At 73.3% G+C, this 21,253-nt stretch carries 21 protein-coding genes; 11 read left to right on the top strand and 10 right to left on the bottom strand.

Going from position 1 to position 21,253, the window contains the following annotated elements; genetic code table 11:
* Positions 1–12 precede the first annotated feature (12 nt).
* The 3 genes from ACFY3L_RS18185 to ACFY3L_RS18175 all read left to right on the top strand — a co-directional run bounded on the left by ACFY3L_RS18185 (position 13) and on the right by ACFY3L_RS18175 (position 4,542).
* Positions 13–1,350 (top strand): maltokinase, encoded by a 1,338-nt coding sequence (locus ACFY3L_RS18185; protein ID WP_389324707.1) that lies wholly within the window; start codon positions 13–15, stop codon positions 1,348–1,350.
* A gap of 8 nt (positions 1,351–1,358) precedes the next feature.
* Complete coding sequence (gene glgB, locus ACFY3L_RS18180; protein ID WP_389326061.1) at positions 1,359–3,491, top strand: 1,4-alpha-glucan branching protein GlgB; 2,133 nt, start codon at positions 1,359–1,361, stop codon at positions 3,489–3,491.
* 160 nt (positions 3,492–3,651) lie between these two features.
* Positions 3,652–4,542 (top strand): hypothetical protein, encoded by an 891-nt coding sequence (locus tag ACFY3L_RS18175; protein WP_389324704.1) that lies wholly within the window; start codon positions 3,652–3,654, stop codon positions 4,540–4,542.
* Positions 4,543–4,655: 113 nt separating this feature from the next.
* Here the strand turns inward: ACFY3L_RS18175 and ACFY3L_RS18170 are convergent, their stop codons facing one another.
* The 5 genes from ACFY3L_RS18170 to ACFY3L_RS18150 all read right to left on the bottom strand — a co-directional run bounded on the left by ACFY3L_RS18170 (position 4,656) and on the right by ACFY3L_RS18150 (position 10,129).
* Entirely contained in the window at positions 4,656–5,528 is an 873-nt protein-coding gene (locus ACFY3L_RS18170) for a hypothetical protein (protein WP_389324700.1), read from the bottom strand.
* A 10-nt stretch (positions 5,529–5,538) separates the two neighbouring features.
* Positions 5,539–6,123 carry a DinB family protein gene (locus ACFY3L_RS18165; RefSeq protein ID WP_389324697.1) on the bottom strand — a complete coding sequence of 195 codons (585 nt, stop codon included), beginning with the start codon at positions 6,121–6,123 and terminating at the stop codon, positions 5,539–5,541.
* Positions 6,124–6,195: 72 nt separating this feature from the next.
* Complete coding sequence (locus tag ACFY3L_RS18160) at positions 6,196–6,783, bottom strand: pyridoxamine 5'-phosphate oxidase family protein (RefSeq protein ID WP_389324694.1); 588 nt, start codon at positions 6,781–6,783, stop codon at positions 6,196–6,198.
* Between the two features lie 78 nt (positions 6,784–6,861).
* Complete coding sequence (locus ACFY3L_RS18155; protein ID WP_389324691.1) at positions 6,862–7,887, bottom strand: LacI family DNA-binding transcriptional regulator; 1,026 nt, start codon at positions 7,885–7,887, stop codon at positions 6,862–6,864.
* 391 nt (positions 7,888–8,278) lie between these two features.
* The gene (locus ACFY3L_RS18150) at positions 8,279–10,129 is read right to left on the bottom strand and encodes a hypothetical protein (protein WP_389324688.1); all 1,851 of its coding nucleotides are present in this window, start codon (positions 10,127–10,129) and stop codon (positions 8,279–8,281) included.
* Positions 10,130–10,314: 185 nt separating this feature from the next.
* Between ACFY3L_RS18150 and ACFY3L_RS18145 the strand changes: the two genes are divergently transcribed.
* A complete protein-coding gene (locus ACFY3L_RS18145) occupies positions 10,315–10,755 on the top strand; it encodes a WD40 repeat domain-containing protein (RefSeq protein ID WP_389324685.1) in 441 nt (146 codons plus the stop codon).
* Between the two features lie 471 nt (positions 10,756–11,226).
* On the opposite strand, the gene ACFY3L_RS18140 is transcribed toward ACFY3L_RS18145, so the two are convergent.
* On the bottom strand, positions 11,227–11,625 hold the full coding sequence (locus ACFY3L_RS18140; protein ID WP_389324682.1) for a hypothetical protein: 399 nt from the start codon (positions 11,623–11,625) through the stop codon (positions 11,227–11,229).
* Between the two features lie 35 nt (positions 11,626–11,660).
* Between ACFY3L_RS18140 and ACFY3L_RS18135 the strand changes: the two genes are divergently transcribed.
* The 4 genes from ACFY3L_RS18135 (at position 11,661) to ACFY3L_RS18120 (ending at position 13,642) form a co-directional block, all read left to right on the top strand.
* Positions 11,661–12,218 (top strand): SET domain-containing protein, encoded by a 558-nt coding sequence (locus ACFY3L_RS18135; protein ID WP_389324679.1) that lies wholly within the window; start codon positions 11,661–11,663, stop codon positions 12,216–12,218.
* A 102-nt stretch (positions 12,219–12,320) separates the two neighbouring features.
* Complete coding sequence (locus ACFY3L_RS18130) at positions 12,321–12,722, top strand: class I SAM-dependent methyltransferase (RefSeq protein ID WP_389324676.1); 402 nt, start codon at positions 12,321–12,323, stop codon at positions 12,720–12,722.
* Between the two features lie 48 nt (positions 12,723–12,770).
* Positions 12,771–12,971, top strand: a complete 201-nt coding sequence (locus ACFY3L_RS18125; protein ID WP_389324673.1) for a hypothetical protein — start codon at positions 12,771–12,773, stop codon at positions 12,969–12,971.
* A 155-nt stretch (positions 12,972–13,126) separates the two neighbouring features.
* A complete protein-coding gene (locus ACFY3L_RS18120; protein ID WP_389324670.1) occupies positions 13,127–13,642 on the top strand; it encodes an LURP-one-related/scramblase family protein in 516 nt (171 codons plus the stop codon).
* 39 nt (positions 13,643–13,681) lie between these two features.
* On the opposite strand, the gene ACFY3L_RS18115 is transcribed toward ACFY3L_RS18120, so the two are convergent.
* The 3 genes from ACFY3L_RS18115 to ACFY3L_RS18105 form a co-directional block, all read right to left on the bottom strand.
* On the bottom strand, positions 13,682–14,596 hold the full coding sequence (locus ACFY3L_RS18115; RefSeq protein WP_389324668.1) for a superoxide dismutase: 915 nt from the start codon (positions 14,594–14,596) through the stop codon (positions 13,682–13,684).
* A 19-nt stretch (positions 14,597–14,615) separates the two neighbouring features.
* The gene (locus tag ACFY3L_RS18110) at positions 14,616–16,643 is read right to left on the bottom strand and encodes a methyl-accepting chemotaxis protein (protein WP_389324665.1); all 2,028 of its coding nucleotides are present in this window, start codon (positions 16,641–16,643) and stop codon (positions 14,616–14,618) included.
* Positions 16,644–16,725: 82 nt separating this feature from the next.
* Entirely contained in the window at positions 16,726–17,070 is a 345-nt protein-coding gene (locus ACFY3L_RS18105) for a C40 family peptidase (RefSeq protein ID WP_389324662.1), read from the bottom strand.
* A gap of 1 nt (position 17,071) precedes the next feature.
* On the opposite strand from ACFY3L_RS18105, the gene ACFY3L_RS18100 reads away from it, so the two are divergent.
* The 3 genes from ACFY3L_RS18100 (at position 17,072) to ACFY3L_RS18090 (ending at position 20,525) form a co-directional block, all read left to right on the top strand.
* On the top strand, positions 17,072–17,257 hold the full coding sequence (locus ACFY3L_RS18100; RefSeq protein ID WP_389324659.1) for a hypothetical protein: 186 nt from the start codon (positions 17,072–17,074) through the stop codon (positions 17,255–17,257).
* A gap of 529 nt (positions 17,258–17,786) precedes the next feature.
* Complete coding sequence (locus ACFY3L_RS18095) at positions 17,787–19,139, top strand: ABC transporter substrate-binding protein (RefSeq protein WP_389324656.1); 1,353 nt, start codon at positions 17,787–17,789, stop codon at positions 19,137–19,139.
* A gap of 30 nt (positions 19,140–19,169) precedes the next feature.
* Positions 19,170–20,525 (top strand): diguanylate cyclase domain-containing protein, encoded by a 1,356-nt coding sequence (locus tag ACFY3L_RS18090; protein WP_389324653.1) that lies wholly within the window; start codon positions 19,170–19,172, stop codon positions 20,523–20,525.
* On the opposite strand, the gene ACFY3L_RS18085 is transcribed toward ACFY3L_RS18090, so the two are convergent.
* Positions 20,495–21,253, bottom strand: a 759-nt coding sequence (locus ACFY3L_RS18085; protein ID WP_389324650.1) for a nuclear transport factor 2 family protein, incomplete at its 5' end; no start/stop codon positions are given. The genes ACFY3L_RS18090 and ACFY3L_RS18085 overlap by 31 nt on opposite strands.

Raw genomic sequence — 21,253 nt, 5'->3', positions numbered from 1 at the left:
GAGACCCATCTCATGACGACGCTGCCGTTCACCGAGTGGCTGCCGCACCAGCGGTGGTACGCGGGCCGCAACCGCACCCTGACCGATGTCCGCCCGGCGGCCGTCACGGCGCTGCCCGACCAGGTCGACCACGTGCTGCTCGACGCGCACTACGAGGACGGCGGCACCGAGCGTTACCAGGTGTTCGTCGGGTGGGACCTGAACGTCGTGCCCGAGCTGCACGCGGCGGCGCTGATCGGCGCCGAGCACGACCGCGCCGGCTTCGACGCGCTCTACGACGAGCAGTCCGCGCAGCGCCTGCTCGGCCTGATCGACACCGGCGCCACCGTCGAAGGGGTCCGGTTCGTGCCGGAGCCCGGCGTGGCGCTGCCCGTGCAGGCGCCGGCCCGGGTCGTGGACGCCGAGCAGAGCAACACCAGCGTCGTGTACGACAGCGCCGCGATCCTCAAGGTGTTCCGCCGGGTGACCCCCGGCATCAACCCGGATCTGGAGCTCAACCGGGTCCTCGCCCGCGCCGGCTGCCCCAACGTGGCGCGGCTGCTCGGCGCGGTGGAGAGCACCGAGGGCGGCGGCACGCCGGTGACCCTCGCGATGGTCACCGAGTACGCGCAGAACTCCGCCGAGGGCTGGGCGATGGCCGCGACCAGCGCCCGTGACCTGTTCGCGGAGCACGACCTCAACCCCGACGAGGTCGGCGGCGACTTCGCCGCCGAGTCGTGGCGGCTCGGGGAGGCGGTCGCGCACGTGCACCGCACCCTGGCCGTGGAGCTCGGCACGCAAACCGCCCCGGCGCCGGCGGAGACGATGCTGGCCCGGCTCGACACCGCGGTCCAGGCGGTGCCGCAGCTCGCCGAGTTCGTGCCGGGCGCGCAGGCGATCTTCCGCAACGCCGGTGACGAACCGATCACCGTGCAGCGCATCCACGGCGACCTGCACCTCGGCCAGGTGCTGCGCACCCCGGAGTCGTGGCTGCTGATCGACTTCGAGGGTGAGCCGGGTGTACCGGTGGAGGTCCGTCGCCGCCCCGATTCAGCGCTGCGCGACGTGGCCGGGATGCTGCGCTCCTACGAGTACGCCGCCTACCAGCTGCTCGTCGGCGAAGAGGGCGACGAGGCCCTCGCCGAGCGGGCCCGGCAGTGGGTGGACCGTAACCGCGCCGCATTCTGCGACGGTTACGCTGCCGCTGCCGGCTACGACCCCCGCGAGGACCAGGCGTTGCTGTGCGCCTACGAGCTGGACAAGGCGGTCTACGAGACCGCCTACGAGTCGCGGCACCGGCCGACCTGGCTGCGGATTCCCCTGCAGTCCATCGAGAGGCTGGTCAACGGCTCTCTGACGGAACCCAGGTGACGGAGCTTATGAATCTCGACGACCTCATCGCCGGCCGCTCGCACGACCCGCACGGCGTCCTCGGCGCCCACCCTGTCGGTGGCGCCGGTGCCGGCTCCGGGGCCGTGACGACCGTCATCCGGGCGCTGCGCCGCGGCGCCGGCACCGTCTCGGTCGTCGTCGACGACGAGCGCCACCCGATGCGGCTGGTGCACGACGAGGGCGTCTTCGAGGCCGAGCTGCCCGGCGACGTCACCGACTACCGCATCGACGCCGACGGGGTGCTGACCGACGACCCGTACCGGCACCTGCCGACCGTCGGCGAGCTCGACCTGCACCTCATCCAGGAGGGCCGGCACGAGCGGCTGTGGACGGTCCTCGGCGCGCAGACCCGCCCCGGCGGCGTCGCGTTCGCGGTGTGGGCGCCCAACGCCCGCGGCGTCCGGGTCGTCGGCGACTTCACCGGCTGGGGCCCGCACGACGGCTGGCCGATGCGGTCGCTGGGCGGCAGCGGCGTCTGGGAGCTGTACGTGCCGGGCGCGCAGGCCGGCAACCGGTACAAGTTCCGGCTGCTGACCCCCGACGACGGCTGGGTCGAGAAGGCCGACCCCCTCGCGCAGCACACCGAGGTGCCGCCGGCGACCGCCTCGGTGGTCTACCGCTCGACGTACGACTGGAAGGACGCCGACTGGCTCGCCCAGCGCGCCGAGCGCCGCAACCACGAGGCACCCATCAGCGTGTACGAGGTCCACCTCGGCTCGTGGCGCCCCGGGCTGTCCTATGTGGAGCTCGCCGACCAGCTCACCGAGTACGTCACCGACCTCGGCTTCACCCACGTCGAGTTCCTGCCGGTCATGGAGCACCCGTTCGGCGGGTCGTGGGGCTACCAGGTCACCGGCTACTACGCGCCGACGGCCCGCTTCGGCAACCCCGACGAGTTCCGCCACCTCGTGGACCGCCTGCACCAGGCCAACATCGGCGTCATCCTCGACTGGGTGCCGGCGCACTTCCCGAAGGACGCCTGGGCCCTCGCCCGCTTCGACGGCACGCCGCTGTATGAGCACGGCGACTGGCGGCGCGGCGAACACCCCGACTGGGGCACGCTCATCTTCGACTTCGGCCGCTCCGAGGTCCGCAACTTCCTCGTCGCCAACGCCCTCTACTGGTGCGAGGAGTTCCACGCCGACGCGCTGCGCGTGGACGCCGTCGCCTCCATGCTCTACCTCGACTACTCCCGCGAGCACGGCCAGTGGGCGCCGAACCAGTACGGCGGCCGGGAGAACCTCGACGCGATCTCCTTCCTGCAGGAGGCGAACGCGACCGTCTACAAGCACCACCCCGGCATCATGATGATCGCCGAGGAGTCCACGGCGTGGCTCGGCGTCACCCGCCCCACCGACTCCGGCGGCCTCGGCTTCGGCTTCAAGTGGAACATGGGCTGGATGCACGACACCCTGTCCTACATCGAAAAGGACCCGATCTACCGGCAGTACCACCACAACCAGATGACGTTCGCCACGGTGTACGCGTGGAGCGAGAACTACTTGCTGCCGATCAGCCACGACGAGGTCGTGCACGGCAAGGGCTCCCTCATCGGCAAGATGCCCGGCGACCTGTGGAAGAAGCTCGCCACCGCCCGCGCGCTGCTCGCCTACATGTGGTCCTTCCCCGGCAAGCAGCTGCTCTTCATGGGCTGCGAGCTCGGCGACGAGCAGGAGTGGAGCGAGGAGCGCGGCCTGGACTGGGGCCTGCTGCACGACCCGCAGCGCGCCGGCCTGCAGCGCCTCGTCCGCGACCTCAACGCCGTCTACCAGCGCACCCCGGCCCTCTGGAGCCAGGACGTCACGCCCGACGGCTTCCGCTGGATCAACAACGAGGACTCCGGCGGCAACGTCTTCTCCTACCTGCGCTGGGGCACCGACGGCTCGGCGGTCGCGGTCGTCGTCAACTTCGCCGCCCACCCGCACGAGGGCTACCGCGTCGGCCTGCCCTTCGCCGGCCGCTGGGCCGAGATCCTCAACACCGACGCCGACGTCTACGGCGGCTCGGGCGTCGGCAACCTCGGCGCCGTCGAGGCCACCGCCACGCCGTGCAACGGCCTGCCCGCCTCCGCCGAGCTGCGCATCCCGCCCCTCGGCGCCCTCTGGCTCAAGCTCGGCTGACCATCCCTCAGCCCGTGAGGCCCGGAGCGCCGGACGCTCCGGGCCTCACGGCGAGGTGGTCGGCAATCCCACCTGAGTGCCGCGGTCGTGACCGGGTGACCGCTTTCAATGCCCCCGGCCGCACGTACAGTTTCAGCACCGTACGTCGAGGGAGCGGCACATGGTGCGCAGGGCAGCGGTCGCCGTCGTGGCATCGGTCATCGTCCTGCTCGCCGGCTGCCTGCTCGCCGGCTGCGCGGAACCGGAGTTCCGGCGGGGCGGACCGCCGCCCTTCGTCGTCGGCGCGGACGGGCCCGACCGGGCCGCGCTCGCCCGCTGGTCGGACTTCCCGGCCGAGCGGCATCCGCGGCCGGTCGTGCTGCTCGGCGACCCTGCGTCGGCCGGTGCGGGGTTCACCGGCAACGCCGCGAAGCAGGCCTTCGCGGCGAAGCGGTTCAGCGTGACCGCCGCCCTGCCCGCCGGGCCGGCGACCGCGACGGTCGCGCTGCCGGACGGGCCGGCCGAGCTCCGTGTCACCGGCGCCGCCGCGGCCGTCGCGGCGCTGGTCCGCCCCCTCGCCGGCTCGGCCGACCCCGTGCTCGTGCTGGACCAGGTCCGCTACGCGCCGGCGGCGTTCCCCACCGACCGGGGGCCGCTGCCCCTGCCCGCGTGGCAGTTCTCCGGGCCTGGTGTGCTCGGCACGATCGCGTGGCCCGCCGTCGACCCGGCGGCGCTGTGGCGGCCCGGCGAGAACCCCGACGCCGGCACGACCGCCACGATCGCCGGCGACGACCGTACGCTGACCGTCGCGCTGCTCACGCCCGCCGGCGGGACCTGCCCGGGCAGTCCCGTGGTGACCTTCACCGCCGAGGCGGTGGCCTCGCCGGCCGCGGTCGCCGTCGGGCTGCGCGCCGCGGTCACCGGGTCGGTCGTGCCTGGGCCTGCGCGCGACGGCTGCGGCTCCGACGACGGCCTGCGTCTGGTGGAGTACCGGCTCGTCCTGGACGCCCCGCTGGGCGGCCGGACCGTCCTCGCCCCGGGCGGCACGGTCATCGCCGTGCGGCACAACTGACAACCCGCTCGGCGGCCGGGCCGCCCTTCGCCCCGGGCGGCATGGTCACCGCCGTGCGGCGCGGCTGACGACCCGCTCGGCGGCCGGGCCGTCCTTCGGCCCGGACCGCGCGGTCACCGCCGTGCGCCGCGGCTGACGACCGGCTGGGCGGCGAAGAGGGCGTCGAAGACGGGGAGCGGGTTCAGCGTGGTGTACGACCGGGCCCGGTCCCCCGCGATCAGTGCCGAGCACGTGGGATCGACCACGACCGCGAGCGGCTGCTGCTCACGGAACGTGAAGACCAGGCTGACCTGGACCGGCAGGGTGATCGGCAGGCAGGCCTGGTCGGCGGGGACGGCCGGCAGCGCGTCGAGGATCGCGGTGAGACGGTCGACGCCGGTGGTGAGGACCTTCGGCGGCGTCAGGCCGGTGACCGCGGGGGCCGTGCTGGCCAGCGGCGTCTCACAGCGGGTCACGCTCGTCGCGCCGAACGGGACCAGCGGGCCGCCGGCGTCGGTCGGCGGGCCGCCGGCGAAGCGGATGCGAATCTCAGCGCAGTTCACGGCGCCCCAGGCGGCACCGGACGCGAACGGCGACGCCCCCGGCGACGGCGGCTCCATCGACGGCGACGGCGGCGCCGACCCGGTCACGACGCCCGCGAACGGCCCCGAAGCAAACCCTGACGGCACGACCGTCCCGTCCAACGACCCTGGCGACGAGCCGGGGCCGGGCGGCGAACCGTCCAACGGCCCGGACGGCATTCCTGGTATCGGGCCGGCGGCGGGCGGCGACAGGGACAACGGATCGGACCCGGCGCCCGATGGGTCCGCGGGTAGCCCGGGCGCGGACGCGATCGGGCCGGGCGGCGGTGAGGCGGGAGCGACCTGGGCGGCGAGCGGCCCGGCCGGCGCGCCATGACCCGCACCGGCCAGCATCGCCACACCGCTCGCGGTGACGGCGGCGACCACCGCCCCGGACACCGCCGGGACGCGTCGGGGGACAGCCATGAACCCCAGGCTAGACGGGCTGCGTGGTCCCGGTGGCCGGTTGCCAGGGCTGCACCCAGGGCGTCGCCGGCCAGCCCTCAGCGGCCGCCATCAGCGGCCAGCAGGTGGCGCCGTCGACCGCCTCCCGGACCAGGTCCGCGTGGCCGGCGTGGCGGGCGGTCTCCTCGATGAGGTGCAGCAGCACCCAGCGGACCGACCAGGCGTCCACGTCGTCCGGGAACCAGGGCACGCCCTTCGGCACGGGCACCGGTTGCCCCATGTCGGTGATCCCGGCGACCGCCGCGTCGGTCTCCTCACCGGCCTTCACGTAGTCGGCCAGGACGCCGGCGAGGGTCTCGTCGGCGCGCAGCACGAAGCCGTCCTCGTAGTCGACGGCGGGCGCGGGCCGCTGCAGCATCGTCGCGACCCAGTTGCGCTCCATCTGGGCCAGGTGCTTGACGAGCCCGCCGACGCTCAGGGTGCTCGCGGCCGGCGCGAGCCGGGCCTGCTCGTCGGTGAGCCCGAAGGCGGCGTTGCGCACGCCCTGGCGCTGCTGGTCGAGGAACGCGAGCAGACCTGAACGCTCGTCGGCGACCGGCGGCACGTTACCCGGCATGACTGGACCCCTTTCGCGGAAGCTGTCAGGGTCCATCCTGCCGACAATTGCGGACAGGTTCCGTCCTTTACCTCAGGCGGGTGTCGGCGGCAGCGGCAGCGGCAGGCCCGGCAGCCCGTCGATGCTGACCGCCACGTGCTCCTTGCTCTCGAAGTACGCGCCGAGCGAGGCGTCGTCCTCCCGGGCGAAGCGCTTGCCGTGCAGGTCGCGGTCCGCGTCGTACGTCATGAACGGCACCGCATAACCGCACGTGTCGCGGATCAGCTCGGCGTGCACGACGATGATCGCGCGCAGGCCGTGCTGGGTCGTGTCGATGTCGGGGAAGTGCGCCATGAGCGCCGTCCAGCGCGGGTCGTCGCGGAACACCGGCTCGCCGCGGCCGTGCACGCGCACGATGTTGGGCGGGCCGTCGAAGGCGCACCACATGAGCGTGATCCGCCCGTTCTCCCGCAGGTGGGCGACGGTCTCGGCATTGCTGCCGGCGAAGTCGAGGTAGGCGACGGTCAGCTCGTCGATGACGGCGAACGAGCCGGTGAGCCCCTTCGGGGACAGGTTGATGGTGCCGTCGCCGGACAGCGGCGCGGTGGCGGTGAAGAAGATGTGCTGCGCCTCGATGAAGGTCCGCAGCCGGCCGTCGATACGTTCGTAGACCTTGCCCATACCCGCCATCCTCCGCCATCCTCCGCTGTCCGCGGCGCCTGCCGGCTCCCCCGTCCCGCATGGCGAGCGTGACGGTCCTTACAGCGGCACCATCGCCGGCGCCGCGGTGCTCTCCCGGACCACGAGCCGGGTGGCCAGCTCGATCCGGGTCGACTCCAGCCGCTCACCGGCGATGATGCGCAGCAGGGTCCGGGCCGCGGCGACGCCCATCTCGTGCAACGGCTGACGGACCGTGGTCAGCGGCGGCGCGGTCCACTCGGCGAAGTTGAGGTCGTCGAACCCGACCACGCTCACGTCGTGCGGCACACCGAGCCCCGCCTGCCGCAGCGCCTCGTACACCCCGGTGGCCTGCTGGTCGCTGCCCGCGAACACGGCGGTCGGCGGGTCCGGCAGCGCCAGGAAGCCGGCCATCGCCCGCAAGCCGCCGTCGTGGTGAAAGTTTCCGTACCGCACCAGGTGCCGGTCGGTGGCGATCCCGGCCGACTCGAGGGCGGCGCGGTAGCCGGCGATGCGGGCGCGGGTGCACTGCAGCTGCTCCGGCCCGCCGATCGCGGCGATCCGCCGGTGCCCGAGCCCGACGAGGTGCTCGGTGGCGGCGTACCCGCCGGCGAAGTTGGTCGCGCCGATCGAGGCCACGTCCGGCGGCGGCTGGCTGACCCCGTCCACGACGACGAAGGGCATGCTCCGGCGCGCCAGCTCGGCCCGCTGGTGCTCGCTGAGCTCCGACAGCACCAGGATCGCGCCCTGCGACCCGCGGGCCAGCAGCGACTCCAGCCACCGCCTGGTCAGGCTTTCCCGGTTGTGTACCGCGGAGACCACCAGCCCCAGGCCCGCGGCCTCGACGACCTCCTCGACCCCGGTCAGGATCGACAGCCCCCAGACGCTGTCGAGCTCGTTGATGACCAGGTCGACCAGGTCACTGCGGCGACCGGGCCGGCGCGACGCGTGCGGCCGCTGGTAGCCGCGGTCGGCGAGGAGCTGCTCGATGTGCTTGCGGGTCGCGTTCGAGACGTCGGTGTGCCCGTTGAGAACCTTGGACACGGTGGAGATCGCCACGTTGGCCTCGCGCGCGATCTCCGCCATCGTCGGGCGTTTCGTCACCATGCCGCAACCTTTCGAACGGCAACACAGTGATGGGGACCGTACACCTCCCGAAGCGTGACCGAAATACCCACGAAACTTTCGGCGCCGGCGCGCAGCCGCTCACCACCGGACGCGGCGACCGGCGTCGCCGTTTGACGCAGTGACGACGGGTACGTTACGGTCGGTGCGATACCGACAAGGAATTTTTTCGGTGATGCTAAGGTGGGTTAGCCGGCGCGCCACCGGAACCGGGCACCGACTCCAACGCGATCCGCCATCAGATCGCCCATGAGAACCGAGCACCAACTCCGACGAGATCCGCCAACAGTCCGCCCACGAGAACCGCCATCCAGTCCAGCAAGAACCGCCGTCGGTCCAGCAGGAACCGCCGTCAGTGCAGCGAGTTCCGCCATCAGTCCAGCAGGCCCGCGCCGGGGATCTTCGGAGCCAGGGGCGGGCAGTGCGTGTGGGTGGCCGCGGCCAGGCCCCCACACTGCGCCGGCAGCCCGATCAGCAGGTTGTGGTCGTAGATGAGCAGCGCCCACCGGCCGAAGTCGTGCCGCTCGACGGGCACGCCGAACTGCGCGACCGCGGCGTCGACCGTGCCGTACCGGGCGTGCTTCAGGTCGACGACGAGGAACCGCGCGTCGTGCCGGGTGGCGTCGTACCAGTCGGCGTCGGACTCCCAGCGGTACGAGCGAATGTCGGGCCCGATGACCGGCGCGACCCGCGTCCGCCCGTTGCTGGCGACGGTGATGACGTTGGCGCCCCAGTAGCTGCCGAGCCCGTACCGCAGGTCGTGCGCGACGAGGTACTCCGCGACCTCGTGCGCCTCCGGCGGCTGCGGCTTCGCGCCGGCCGCCTGGGTCCCGAACGCGACGACGAGGATCACGCCGGCGGCGGCCAGGACCCGCCGCGTGGCGGGGGCGGCGGCGAGAAGCCGCTCGCCCCACACCCTGGCGGCGAGGACCGCGCCGAAGGGCAGCACGGCGACGATCTGCCGGGCGCTGCCGATGTCGCCGGCCTGCGTGGAGACGATGAAGGCGGTCAGGTTGACCAGGATCGCGGCCGCCAGGACCTGCGCGACCCGGTCATCGCCGCCGGTAGAGACCCGGCCGTCGCCGCCCGTGGAGGTCCGACCGTCGCCGCCCGTGGAGGTCCGGTCGCTGCCGCCCGTTGAGGTCCGGTCGCTGCCGCCCGTGGAGGTCCCATCGCCGCTGGTGGAGGTGCGGAAGAACCGGACGACCGTCGCGCCGAGTGCGGCCACGGCGAGGAGCAGCAGCGCCAGGTTGACGAGGCCGGCGGCGAGCGCGAGCGGCCCGTCCAGTGTCGGCAGGTACGCGCCGTAGTTGTGCGCGGTCGCGTTCACCGCCGTCACCACGTGGTCGCCGAGCTGCGCGGCGGGGCTGAAGCGCGCCACCGGCGAGTGCACTGAGAAGCCGCCGCCCCACCAGATCAGGGCGAGCAGCGCGTGCGCGAGCACGATCGACCCGGCACCGGCGGCGAGCAGGTGCGCGTCCGTGCCGCGCCAGGTGCGGGCGCGGACCAGCCGTGCCGCGCTGACCAGCATGAGCGGCACCGCGCCGACGAACATGGCCAGAGGGTCGGCGACCTGCGCGAGCGCGAGCACGACCAGCGCCCCGACGGGCCACCACCGGCGCAGCGGCGTCGCCGACCTGCGGTCCAGGATCAGCCACGCGAGCAGCAGCGGCACGGAGGTGCCGGTGTGGTCAGGCGCGTACAGCACGACCGCCCACCCGCCGTGCGGCTGGGGCACCAGCAGGGTCGCGACGACCACCCCCATCCGCGCCCACGCCGCGCGCCCGGTCGCGTCGCCCTTCGCGGCGAGCGCCCCGAACACGATCAGCAGCAGGTACGTGGTCGCCGACGCCACGTGCACGACGCGCTGGTCGAGGCCGAAGAACAGCTCGATCAGCGCGTACTGCAGCAGCTCCGTGCTGTAGAACGACACATCACTGAGCGTCCAGCCGTGCAGCAGGACGTCGCCGTGCAGCATGTCCCAGGCCTGCAGCGCGTTGGCGGCGGCGTCACTGTTGGTGGGCGTGGCCCGCGCCATGCGCAGGTAGCCGAGGAGCAGCGCCGCCAGGCCGGCGACCACCGCCCCGACCGTGACGAACCGGGTCCTCCGGCTCGTCGTCGCCGCCGGTGTACGACCACCGCCGGGCTGGACACGTTGACGCGGGATCGTGGGCAGGGTCGCCCGCTGGGCGGGCCCCGTCACCCCGCCGAGAGTTGGGCTCACACAACCTCCGACGCATTCCCCCCGCCGCGCGGTTGGCGGCACCCAGTGAATGTGATCTACCTGTGATCACGCCCGGGCCATTCTCACGCACCCGCGCAACCGTCCGGCGTCTGCTGTCCGGGATGTGTCCGATACCTCTTCCCGGCTCGTGACGACACCATTGGTGACTATCAGCATCACTGCGTATGCGTGGGGTGATTTTCGGGGTGATCCTGCCGGTCGGCGCGGTGTGGTGGCTGACGCCGCTGGACAACACCTTCGCCCGGGTGGCCGTGCTCCTGCTCGGGTTCATCGGCTATCCGAAGCTCGTGGAGGAGGTGCTGTTCGCCCCGGACGGGCGCACCCTCGCCAGCGCCGGCTTCGACGGCTCCGTGCTGCTGTGGGACGTGCCGTCGCGCACCCGCCGCGCCACCCTGCGCGGCCACCGCGCCCAGGTCATGGCGATCGCCTACTCCCCCGACGGCAAGACCCTCGCCGCCGGCGGCCTCGGCGGCGTGGTCCGCCTGTGGGACGTCGCCACCGGCACGCTGACCGCCTCCCGCAACCCTGGCGGCCGGCGCCGGGTCCGGTCCCTCTCGCCTGGGGCCGCGATGTCCTCGCCATCGGCTGCGCGAGCGGCATCGTAAAGCTGCGCGCCGCGACCGGCGGCCGCCATCTCGGCTTCCTGGACACCGGCACCCGCCTCGTCAACGCCCTCGCCTCTCACCCCAACGGCACCACCCTCGCCGCCGACGACGGCAAACGCCACCTCCACCTGTGGCGCGACATCACCGCCACCCCAGCGGCACGCTGACCCTCACAACCGCCCCGCCGACGACGGCAACGGCCACCTCCACCTGTGGCGCGACATCACCGCCACCCCAACCGCACGCTGACCCTCACAACCGCCCCGCCGACGACGGCAACGGCCACCTCCACCTGTGGCGCGACGTCACCGCCACCCCAACCGCACGCTGACCCTCACAACCGCCCCGCCGACGCTCAGCGGCGCGAACGGACAGGGAGCAGGCTGCGTCAACGAGGCGATCCCGGCGCGCTCGGCAACCGGCACCGGCAATGAGCCGCGCACCGCGGCCGCCGGAGTGGGTCGTGACGCGTCAGGAGGCCGGCGGGGCGCTCCACCGGGATCGCACGAGGTCGAGATACTCCTCGCCCGCCACGGCGACATTCACCCACCGGTCCGCGGCTGCGCCCGTGAGCAGCTCGGCCAGAGCCATCGCCCGCTCCTCGCCGGTGCTGCGGCCGGTCTCGCGACCCTCGCCGGGATACTCCTCGTCGACCGGGTCCAGGGAGAAGAAGTTGGCCGGGTCGGCGAAGCGGTCGTCGTCAGGGTCCTCGACCGTGTGCGGCGACACCCGGTGTGCCCCGTCCATGGGGCTGACCGCGACCCACCGCACGGCGGCCGCGCCGTTGACCTCGGCGACGCCCAGGAACTGCTCGATCCTGCTGCCGCGCCGCAAGGCGCCGACCGCGGACCGCCGGGTCAGGTAGCGCACGGCGGCAGCCTACGGCGATGGTGCAGGATCGCAGGATGGTCGACGCTCCCGAACCCGACTGCTGGCTGCACCCCGACGTCGGGGTGGGCGGGTCGAGGATCGCCGGCGACGGGCTCTTCGCCCAGACCAGGATCACCGCGGGCACCGCGGTGTCGCGGCTCGGCGGGCGGCTGGTGACCTGGGCCGAGCTCAGCGACATGCTCGCCGAAGCGGCCCGGCGGCCCGGCGGCCCATACATCGACACGATCACGGTCAGCGAGACCCTGCACCTCGTGCTCCCGCCCGGCAGGCCAAACGGCAAGGGCAACCACAGCTGCGACCCGAACCTGTGGTGGGTCGACGCCTACACGCTCGCCGCCCGGCGGGACATCGACGCCGGGGAGGAGCTCACCAACGACTACGCGACGAGCACCGCGGCGCCCGGCTTCAGCATGCCGTGCCGCTGCGGCTCGGCCCTGTGCCGCGGCACGGTGACCGGCGACGACTGGCAGCTGCCCGACCTCCAGCACCGCTACGGCGAGCACTGGGTGCCCGCCCTGAGAGACCTCTTCTCGCATGCCCCAGTCGTACCACCCGGGTCTGACAGAATCTGACGGCATGACTGGGACGGGGAACCGGTTCGGCGAGGTCGCAGAGGTGTCGACGACGCACGGCCGGGCTACCCGCCGGAGGTCGGCGCGGCGATCGCGTCCTATGTGGAGCGTCCACTGGAGACGGTCGCGGAGATCGGCGCCGGCACCGGGCACGGCACGGCGGTGCTGCTCGGGCTGGGGGCGCCGGTCACGTGCGTCGAGCCGGACGCGAGGATGGCGGCGGTACTGCGGGCGCGGCATCCCTCGGTGACGGTGGTGGTGGCGCCGTTCGAGCGGTGGGTGCCGCCGCCGAGCGGGGTGTCGCTGCTCGGGTGCGCGATGGCGTGGCACTGGCTCGACCCGGCGACGCGTGCCCAGCGGGCGTTCGACGCGATCGCGCCCGGCGGGACCCTCGCCGTGTTCGGTCACCGGTACGCGTACGCCGACCCGGCGCACGAGGCCGCGATCGACGCCGCGTTCCGGTCGGTGCGCGACGACGGCGTACAGCTGCGGCCCGACGCCTGAGCGCGGGACGACATCGCGTCGGCGGGCCTGTTCACCGACCTGGAGCTCGTGCGGCTGGACCGCCGGCTGCCGATGACCACGGAGGCGTACCTGCGGCTGGTCCGCACCTTCGGCCCCTTCCGGGCCAGGCCGCCGCAGGAGCAGGACGCGCTCCTCGCCGCGCTGGAGCGGGCGCTCGACAGCCTCGGCGGCACCGTCCTCGACCTGCGCACCACGCTGACACTCGCCCGCCGGCCAAGGACCGCCTGATCTGCGCAGAACCCACCGGCCAAGGACCGCCTGATCTGCGCAGAACCCGCCGGGCGAGAACCGCCTGATCTGCGCGGAACCCGCCGGGCAAGAACCGCCTGATCTGCGCAGAACCCGCCGGGCAAGAACCGCCCGACCGGGGGAGAATCGGGATCATGTATGTCATCAAGGAACGGTTCTTCGACATCGGTGACGACTTCGACATCACCGACGACTCGGGCCGCAAGGTGCTGCACGTCGACGGCAAGGTGCTGAGCCTGCGCGACAAGCTGGTCATCGAGGACCCCCACGGCGCCGAGGTCGCGTCGGTCCACCGGCAGCTGATCGCGTTGCGCCCCACGTACCAGATCAGGATCGCCGGTGAGGACGCCGCTGAGGTCCGCAAGAAGCTGTTCACGCCGTTCCGCGAGAAGTTCACCATCGACGTGCCGGGCGACGGCGACCTGACGATGAGCGGTGACCTGTTCGACCACGAGTACACGGTGGAGCGCGACGGCCGCGAGGTCGCCTCGGTGTCGAAGCGCTGGCTGAGCATCCGCGACAGCTACGCGGTGCGCATCGCCGACTCGGAGAACCACGTCCTGATCCTCGCCGCCGTCCTCGCGCTGGAGCTCGCAACACAGCGCGAGAAGGACGAGGAGCGCAAGAAGCAGGAGCGGCAGGACGACTGACGTGCCGCCGCCACCGAAGTGGCGGCGGCACAGCAAAGGTCAGAGGCGGACGGCGACGACCGTGTACGGGGTGGTCGGCGTCGGCGGCGTGGTGAAGCGGGCGTTCGGCAGGTAGAGGCGGTTGCCGAACCTCGCGACCGTCGTCGGCACGTCGAAGCGGGGGTCGGTCACGGAGGCGATGACGGTGCCGGAGCGGCCGTCCTTCGACAGCTTCACCGAGGTGAGCAGGTTGAGCCGGTTCTGCACGACGTAGAGGGTGCGGCCGATCGTGAGCAGGCCGTCGCCGTTGACGAGGGCGAGGTCGCCGATGCGGGCGGTGACGCCGGTCGCCGGGTCGATGCGGAACAGGTAGCCGGTGCTGGACTGCACGGCGATGAGGGCGCGGCCGTCCGGGGTCCGCGTGATGCCGTTGAGGTTGAGGCCGTTCGGGTCGAGGACGAAGTCGCCGGTGAGCGGCAGCGTCTCGAAGGTGGCGGGCAGGGAGCCGTCGCGGCCGAGCGGCAGCCTGTAGACGACGGCCTTGTTGGAGTCGGTGAAGTACGCGGCCCGCGGGGTGAGCACGACGTCGTTGACGAACGTGGGCGCGGTCGCGAACTGGTAGGAGCGCAGGACGGCGCCGGTGCGCACGTCGATGACGCGGGCGTTGCCGGCGTTGCCACCGGCGACGAAGAGGCGCCCGCGCTGGTCGGTCTTCAGGCCCAGGGACGGGGTGCCGACGGCGGGGCTGATGACGGTGCCCTTGCCGGTGACGAGGTCGGCGCGGTAGATGCGGCCATCCGCGCGGGAGCCGAGGTACGCGAAGCGCCCGGGACCCGTGGCGATGCCCTCGGGCTGGAACCCGTCGGGGAGCTCCAGCACGGCGGGCGAAACGGGCGAGGCCGACGCCGGCACGGACACCAGTACAGACGCCAACACGACGGTCAGGATGGCGGTGACGCGCAGGAATTTCGACATGTCGTGGTGTACCCCGAATTCAGCTGGTCGCGTTCATGTGCCGGCGGATCCGTTCGACCGCCTCCGTCGACGGGGCGAGGAACTGCAGGCCGAGCTCGGTGTGCGGGCCGCGGGCGACGCAGTGCACGACCTGGCAGTGCAGGCGGGTGGGCGTGCCGTCGAGCAGGATCTCGACGTCGAGGGTGCCGCCGGTGCGCAGGTCGACGGTGCCGTCGGCCTCGCAGCGCAGGCCGCCGTGGCTGAGGTCCTGCAGCTGGGCGGCGACGACGTCGCGCCCGCCGTCGAGGCCGAGGCGGACGGGGCCGGTGGCGGCGATGCGCTCGGCGTGGCGGCGCTCCAGCTTCTCCGCGAGCGCCGACATCTGCTCGATGCGCTCCATCGTGCCGTTGACCTGCCGGTCCAGGACCTCGACGACGCTGTGCTGGTCGACGGCGACGTGCCGCAGGACGCCGGTCGCGTCGCCGATGCCGCCGACACCGGTGACCATCGCGGCGATCGTGTTCGTCATGTCGGCGGCGCTGCGCTCCAGCGTGGTGAGGGTGGCGGCGATCTGTTCGGTCGACTGGGCCGTCGTGCCGGCGAGGTCCTTCACCTCGTTGGCGACGACGGTGAAGCCACGGCCCGCCTCCCCGGCGCGGGCGGCCTCGATGGTGGCGTTGAGGGCGAGCAGCCGGGTCTGCGCCGCGATGCCGGCGATGAGCTGGGTGGTGCCGTCGACCTGGCGGAGGCTCTCACCGAGCGCGGCGACGACCTGCTCGGCGCGGCGGGCCCGCTCGACGACGGACACGGTGGCGTGGTCGGCCTCGGTGACGCGCTCCTCGATGGTGCGGGCGGCGTCGCGGACGGCGTCGACCTGCGCGCGGACGTCGCGCAGCTCGCGGGAGATCTCGCCGACGGACTCGTCGACGACGCCCTGCGCGCGTTCGCGGAGTTGCCGCTGCGCCTCCCGCTGCTGTTCGAACGACGCGTGGAGCTGCTCCTCCCGCACGCGCTGGGCCTGGCGCAGCTCCGCGTCCTGCTCGGCGAGGCGGCCGCGGGCCTTGCGCAGGGCCCGGCCGAGGTCGCCGAGCTCGTCGCGGCCGTCGGGCAGCTCCCGCTCGGCGAGGTCGCCGTCGGCGGTGGCGACGACGCCGGCGCAGGCGAGGGTCACGTCGTGGCGGGTGCGCCACCAGACGGCCGCGGCCAGCCACAGCGCGATGACGAGGCCGGCGGTGGTGACGGTGAGGTTGATCAGCCGGTCCTGGCGCAGCTGGTCGAGCCGCGTGCCGAGCAGCCGGTTCAGGGTCTCGATGGCCGGATCGACGGCGGCGGCGACGGCCGTGGCGCCCTCGAACGCGGTCGGGCCCGGCGTGGTCAGGGTGCCGGTGAGTGTGGTGCCGAGCGCTTCGACGGCGTCGGCGGCGGCGCCAAGCGTGGTGAGCCGCTGCGCGAGCGACGCGTCGCTGGTGCTGCGGGTCGCGGTCTGCACCGCCTCGCGGATCTCACCGGCGGTGCCCTTGAGGGTGCCGGCCAGGACCGCCTGGGCCGCGACGCGGTCGTTGAGTGGTGCTGCGGTGTCCGGGACCGCCGCGCCGGTCGCCGCCAGGATCGCCTCGGGCAGCAGCCCGACCAGGATGCCCGCGACGTAGGACGTGTCGAGGTCGGGGTCGAGGATGAGGTTGGACGTGTTGCCGGCCTCGGCGATGAGCGCGGCGATGGCGGTGGCCTCCGGCAGCGCCCCCTGCGCCGCGGTGACGGCGTTCAGCTCGTCCGACAGCTCCAGGCGCGGGCGGCCGGCGACCTCGGTGCGCAGCGGGCCCAGGTCCGGGGTCCGGCCGGCGGCGAGGTCGGCCATCGCGTCCAGCGCCGGGCGGACCACCTCGGTGCCGTCGACCTCGGCGCTGGTGAAGTCGATCTGGCGGTTGACGGAGCCGGTGTACGCCCAGGTGGCCCCCAGCCCGGGGATCAGCAGCAGCACGCAGAGCACCGCCAGGCGGGTGCTGGTGCGGACCCGGTCCGCGAGCCAGAGTGCCGGCGCGAGCAGGGCCGGCCGTCCAGAAGCGGTCACACCGGGTGCATCGGCGGTGCAGGACGGTTGTTGAGCGTTTCGGGCCCCGCCGGTACACGCGCACCGGCAGGGCCCGGAACCGTCACAGGAAGCGGTACGCGGTGCCGCCACGCACCGGCGCGACGCGCACACCGGAGCTGGGGTTGGCGGCCTCGACCATCTTGCCGCCGCCGATGTAGATCGCGACGTGCCCGGAGGTGTGGATGACGTCGCCCGGCATCCACTGCCCGGACGGCACGCGCCGCCCGCGGGCCGCGATCTGCTCGCTCTGGTGCGGCAGCTTGATCCCGACCCGGGCGTAGGCGGCCGACACCAGGCCGCTGCAGTCATACGTGTTCGGTCCGGAGGTGGCGTACACGTAGCGCTTGCCGACCTGCGCGAGGGCGAAGGACACCACGGTCCCGGCGGCGCCGGACGGCGGCTTCACGGTGGACGCGCCCGAACCTGAGCCGGATCCCGAGCCGGTCGACTGCTTCGGTGCGGGCTTCTTCGGTGCCGGCTTCTTCGGTGCCGGTTTGGTGGCCGCGGCCGAGGGTGGGGCCGGCGGCGCGGGGCGGGTGTCGGCGTCGTGGGCGCTCGGAGCGGTGCGGGTCTGCAGCCGCAGCGTCCGGTAGGCCTTGTCGGCCCGCTCGTAGGCGGCCAGCTGGAGCTCCTGGTCAGCGAGAGAGTCGGCGAGAGAGTCGGCGAGGGTGCCGGCCGGGTCGACGCTCAGTTCGTTGCTCAGTTCGTTCGATGGCGCTGGTTGGGCCGCGGCGGCCGAGGGGCCGAGCCAGACGGCGGTGAGGGCGAGGGCGGCGGTGCCGGCTGCGATGCGGTGCAGCGGCTGGCGTGCGTTCAGGGTGACTCCACGGTCGGCCCGGTGCTCTCGTGCGTGTCTCGGGGATGCCTGCCGCTGCGGAAGCCGGCCGGGCCCCGAAGTACCGGGCGAATCGGACGAAGTGGTTTCCGGCCGTCATGAGGGCCGTCGGCGACGCTAACCGCAGCATCCGCCCCTCGTTGGCGGGCGTGAGTTCATTCACAGCCACGATTGCCCGACTGCACCGTGGAATGACCGTATTTGTCCGTACCGAACGGCTGACCGTTCCGGAGCCGACCGGCCGACCCTGTACGGCGACCGCACCTGCTTGGCCGAATCTCCCGCATATGCTGGCATTCATGGGCATTTTGCGAACGCTGCGGAGGGGTGCCGCGCTGGCGGTCGTGCTCGCCGCAGCCGCCTGCGGCGGTGACGGCGGCGACGGACCGGGCACCTCCGCCAGCTGTGCGCCCTACGCGGACTACCAGGGCCACCGCGGCACCACCGTCACCGTCTCCTCGTCGATCCGGGACGTGGAGGCCGACAAGCTCGCCAAGGCCTGGGAGGTGTTCCAGGCGTGCACCGGCATCTCCATCGACTACACCGGCTCCGCGGACTTCGAGACCGCGCTGCCCACCCGGGTCAAGGCCGGCGACGTGCCCGACCTGGCGCTCTTCCCGCAGCCGGGCCTGCTGACGAGCATGGTCCGCGCCGGCGCCCTCAAGCCCGCGGGCGCCGAGGTCGTCGCCAACGTCGACCGGTGGTTCTCCGCGGACTGGAAGCGCTACGGCAGCGTCGACGGCGTCCTGTACGGCGCGCCCGTCGACGCCAACGTGAAGTCCTTCGTCTGGTATTCGCCGAAGTACTTCGCCGCGAAGGGCTACCCGGTGCCGAAGACGTGGACCGAGATGCTCGCGCTCAGCGACCGCATCGCCGCCGACGGCGTGAAGCCATGGTGCGCCGGCATCGAGTCCGGCGCCGCGACCGGCTGGCCGGTCACCGACTGGCTCGAGGACACGCTGCTGCGCACCGCCGGACCCGACGTCTACGACCGGTGGGTCGAGCACCGGATCCCGTTCGACGACCCCGCCGTCGTCGCCGCGCTCGACCGCGTCGGCGGTATCCTGCGCAACCCCGCCTACGTCAACGGCGGCTACGGCGGCGTCGACAGCATCGCCACCACCGCGTTCCAGGAGGGCGGCCTGCCGATCCTGCAGCAGGAGTGCGCCATGCACCGGCAGGCGTCGTTCTACAGCACGTGGTGGCCCTCGACCGCGAAGATCACCGAGGACGGCGACATCTTCGCGTTCTACCTGCCGCCGGTCGACCCCGCGGCGGGATCGGGGGCCGGCCGCCCCGTCCTCGGCGCCGGGGTGTTCGCCGGCGCGTTCACCGACCGCCCGGAGGTCCAGGCGCTCGCCGCCTACCTGGCGACCCCCGGGTTCGCCGACCGCCGGGCCGTCAGCGGCGACATCGTCAGCGCCAACAAGGGCCTCGACCGCTCGCTGCTCACCTCGCCGGTGGCGAGGCTGTCCGCGGACCTGCTCGCCGACCCCGCCGTCACGTTCCGCTTCGACGGCTCCGACCTGATGCCCGCGACCGTCGGCGCCGGCTCGTTCTGGACCGAGATGACCGCCTGGGTGAAGGGCACCCCCACGGCAACCGCGTTGCACCGGGTCGACGCCACCTGGCCCGCTTAGCTTCCGCGGCACCGGGCCGATGACAGCGGCGTGTACGACCGGGTGCGACGCTGGACAGCCGACCGCCGGATCGCCACGAAGATCATGAGTGTGTCGCTCGTCGTCACCGCGATCTTCACGGCATCCGGCGTCGTCGGGCTGCTCAACCTGCGCCGGCTCGTCGCCGAGCAGGACCACGAGTACATGGTCAACGTCGTCGCCCTGGCGCGGATGACCGCGGTCCGCTCCGCCGTCGGCTCCCAGCAGGAGTCCGTGCTGTCCTACATCCTGTCGGAGCCCGGCTTCTACCGCGACAGCTACGCGCAGGTCATCGCCGACACCGACAAGGCCATCGACACCGACGTGCGGGCCCTGACCGGCATCGGACTGTCCGCCGTCGAGCACGAGAGCCTGCGGTCCTTCGCCGCGACCATCACGATGTGGCGCACCGCCCGCGACGCGGCGCTCGACGCGGCCCGCGCCGGCGACCAGCGCAAGGCCGCGTCCGTCGTGCTGGTGCGCTCCGAGGCGATCGCCCGCGCCGTCAAGGACCGGGCCAGCAGCTTCCTCGCCCAGCTCGTCGACGCCGTCGACGACGGCGCCCGCAGGGCCAGGGCCAACAGTGTGCGCACCGCCCAGCTGATGGGCCTGCTGCTCGCCATCGGCGCGCTGGCCGCCGTGCTGCTGTCGGTGCTCGCCGCCCGCACCATCTCCAGGCCGCTGCGGGAGGTCGTCGACGTCCTCGCCAGGGTCGCCCGCGGTGACCTCAGCCGCCGGGTCGAGCTGGACCGCGCCGACGAGGTCGGCCAGATGGGGCGCTCGCTCAACGAGACGCTCGGCGTGCTGCGCGGCGTGTTCGAGGAGGTGCACCACCGGGCCTCCCACGACGGGCTGACCGGCCTGGCCAACCGGGCACTGCTGCGCGAGCGGCTCGGCGCGGCCCGCGGCAACGCCCGCCGCGGCCTGCCGGTCGCGATGCTGCTCGTCGACCTCGACGGCTTCAAGCAGGTCAACGACACGCACGGGCACGCCGCCGGGGACCACCTGCTCACCGTCGTCGCCGAGCGGCTGCTCGCCGGGGTCCGCTCCTGCGACACCGTGGCCCGGCTCGGCGGCGACGAGTTCGCGGTCCTGCTCAACGGCATCGACGCCCGCGAGGACGTGCACGCCGTCGCCGGCCGGCTGCTCGCCGCGCTCCAGGTCCCGACCGAGCACAACGGCACCACCCTCACCCCGCGGGCCAGCGTCGGCGTGTCGGTGTGGGACGGCGAGGTCCCGATCGACGAGCTCATGCACGACGCCGACGTCGCCATGTACGCGGCGAAGACCGGCGGCAAGGGCCGCGTCGCCCACAGCCCGGCCCCGGACCGCGCCGCCTACCTGAACGCGTCCGCCGGGTCCGCGTAAGCCATCATCAGCACGACCTTGCCGTCCTCGACGGTGAACACGTCCGCGACCGTCGCCGACGCCGCCGTGCCGTCGCGGAGCGTGCCCCACACCCGGTGCACAATCACGATCTGGTCGCCGCGGCGGTGCGCGACCGGCTCGGAGTGCAGCTCGCCCCAGCTGTCGTAGGAGCTCCGCAGGTACGCCGCGACCGCCGCCGGCCCGCGGTGGTGCCCGCCGCCGGGGAACTCGTCCGGCTCGACCCAGTCCACGTCCGGCGCCAGGTCCCGCACCGCGCCGTCGATGTCGCCCCGCGCGAACGCGGCGTAGGCGCGCAGCACCAGCGCCACGTCGGGGTCCGGCTCCTCCGCGGTGCCCGACCCGTGCTCCGGCAGGTCCGGTTCGCGCTCCTCCGCGGTGCCCGACCCGCCACCCGCACCGTGCTCCGGCGCCGCCAGGTCCGCGCCGGACTCCCCAGCCGCACCGCGCCCGGCCGCCGCCAGGTCCGCGCCGGACTGCCCGGCCGCGGCGGGCGAGGGTGCCGGGTCCGACCCGCCGCCCGCACCGGACGAGGGTGCCGGCAGGTCCGCGGCGAGCTCCCCGACTGCGCGGGGCGAAGGTGCCGGGTCCGACCCGCCGCCCGCACCGGGCGAAGGTGCCGGCAGGTCCGCGGCGAGCTCCCCGACTGCGCGGGGCGAAGGTGCCGGGTCCGACCCGCCGCCCGCACCGGGCGAAGGTGCCGGCAGGTC

Source organism: Dactylosporangium sp. NPDC000521 (assembly GCF_042898305.1).
Taxonomy (GTDB): domain Bacteria; phylum Actinomycetota; class Actinomycetes; order Mycobacteriales; family Micromonosporaceae; genus Dactylosporangium.
The sequence above is the reverse complement of the archived record's forward strand: the minus strand, read 5'-3'. Positions and strand labels throughout refer to the sequence as shown.

Excerpts from the sequence above, each read along its gene's own strand:
- ACFY3L_RS18185 (WP_389324707.1), top strand. The coding sequence starts at position 13 with ATGACGACGCTGCCGTTCACCGAGTGGCTGCCGCACCAGCGGTGGTAC.
- glgB (WP_389326061.1), top strand. The coding sequence starts at position 1,359 with ATGAATCTCGACGACCTCATCGCCGGCCGCTCGCACGACCCGCACGGC.
- ACFY3L_RS18175 (WP_389324704.1), top strand. The coding sequence starts at position 3,652 with ATGGTGCGCAGGGCAGCGGTCGCCGTCGTGGCATCGGTCATCGTCCTG.
- ACFY3L_RS18170 (WP_389324700.1), bottom strand. The coding sequence starts at position 5,528 with ATGGCTGTCCCCCGACGCGTCCCGGCGGTGTCCGGGGCGGTGGTCGCC.
- ACFY3L_RS18165 (WP_389324697.1), bottom strand. The coding sequence starts at position 6,123 with ATGCCGGGTAACGTGCCGCCGGTCGCCGACGAGCGTTCAGGTCTGCTC.
- ACFY3L_RS18160 (WP_389324694.1), bottom strand. The coding sequence starts at position 6,783 with ATGGGCAAGGTCTACGAACGTATCGACGGCCGGCTGCGGACCTTCATC.
- ACFY3L_RS18155 (WP_389324691.1), bottom strand. The coding sequence starts at position 7,887 with ATGGTGACGAAACGCCCGACGATGGCGGAGATCGCGCGCGAGGCCAAC.
- ACFY3L_RS18145 (WP_389324685.1), top strand. The coding sequence starts at position 10,315 with ATGCGTGGGGTGATTTTCGGGGTGATCCTGCCGGTCGGCGCGGTGTGG.
- ACFY3L_RS18135 (WP_389324679.1), top strand. The coding sequence starts at position 11,661 with ATGGTCGACGCTCCCGAACCCGACTGCTGGCTGCACCCCGACGTCGGG.
- ACFY3L_RS18120 (WP_389324670.1), top strand. The coding sequence starts at position 13,127 with ATGTATGTCATCAAGGAACGGTTCTTCGACATCGGTGACGACTTCGAC.
- ACFY3L_RS18115 (WP_389324668.1), bottom strand. The coding sequence starts at position 14,596 with ATGTCGAAATTCCTGCGCGTCACCGCCATCCTGACCGTCGTGTTGGCG.
- ACFY3L_RS18095 (WP_389324656.1), top strand. The coding sequence starts at position 17,787 with ATGCTGGCATTCATGGGCATTTTGCGAACGCTGCGGAGGGGTGCCGCG.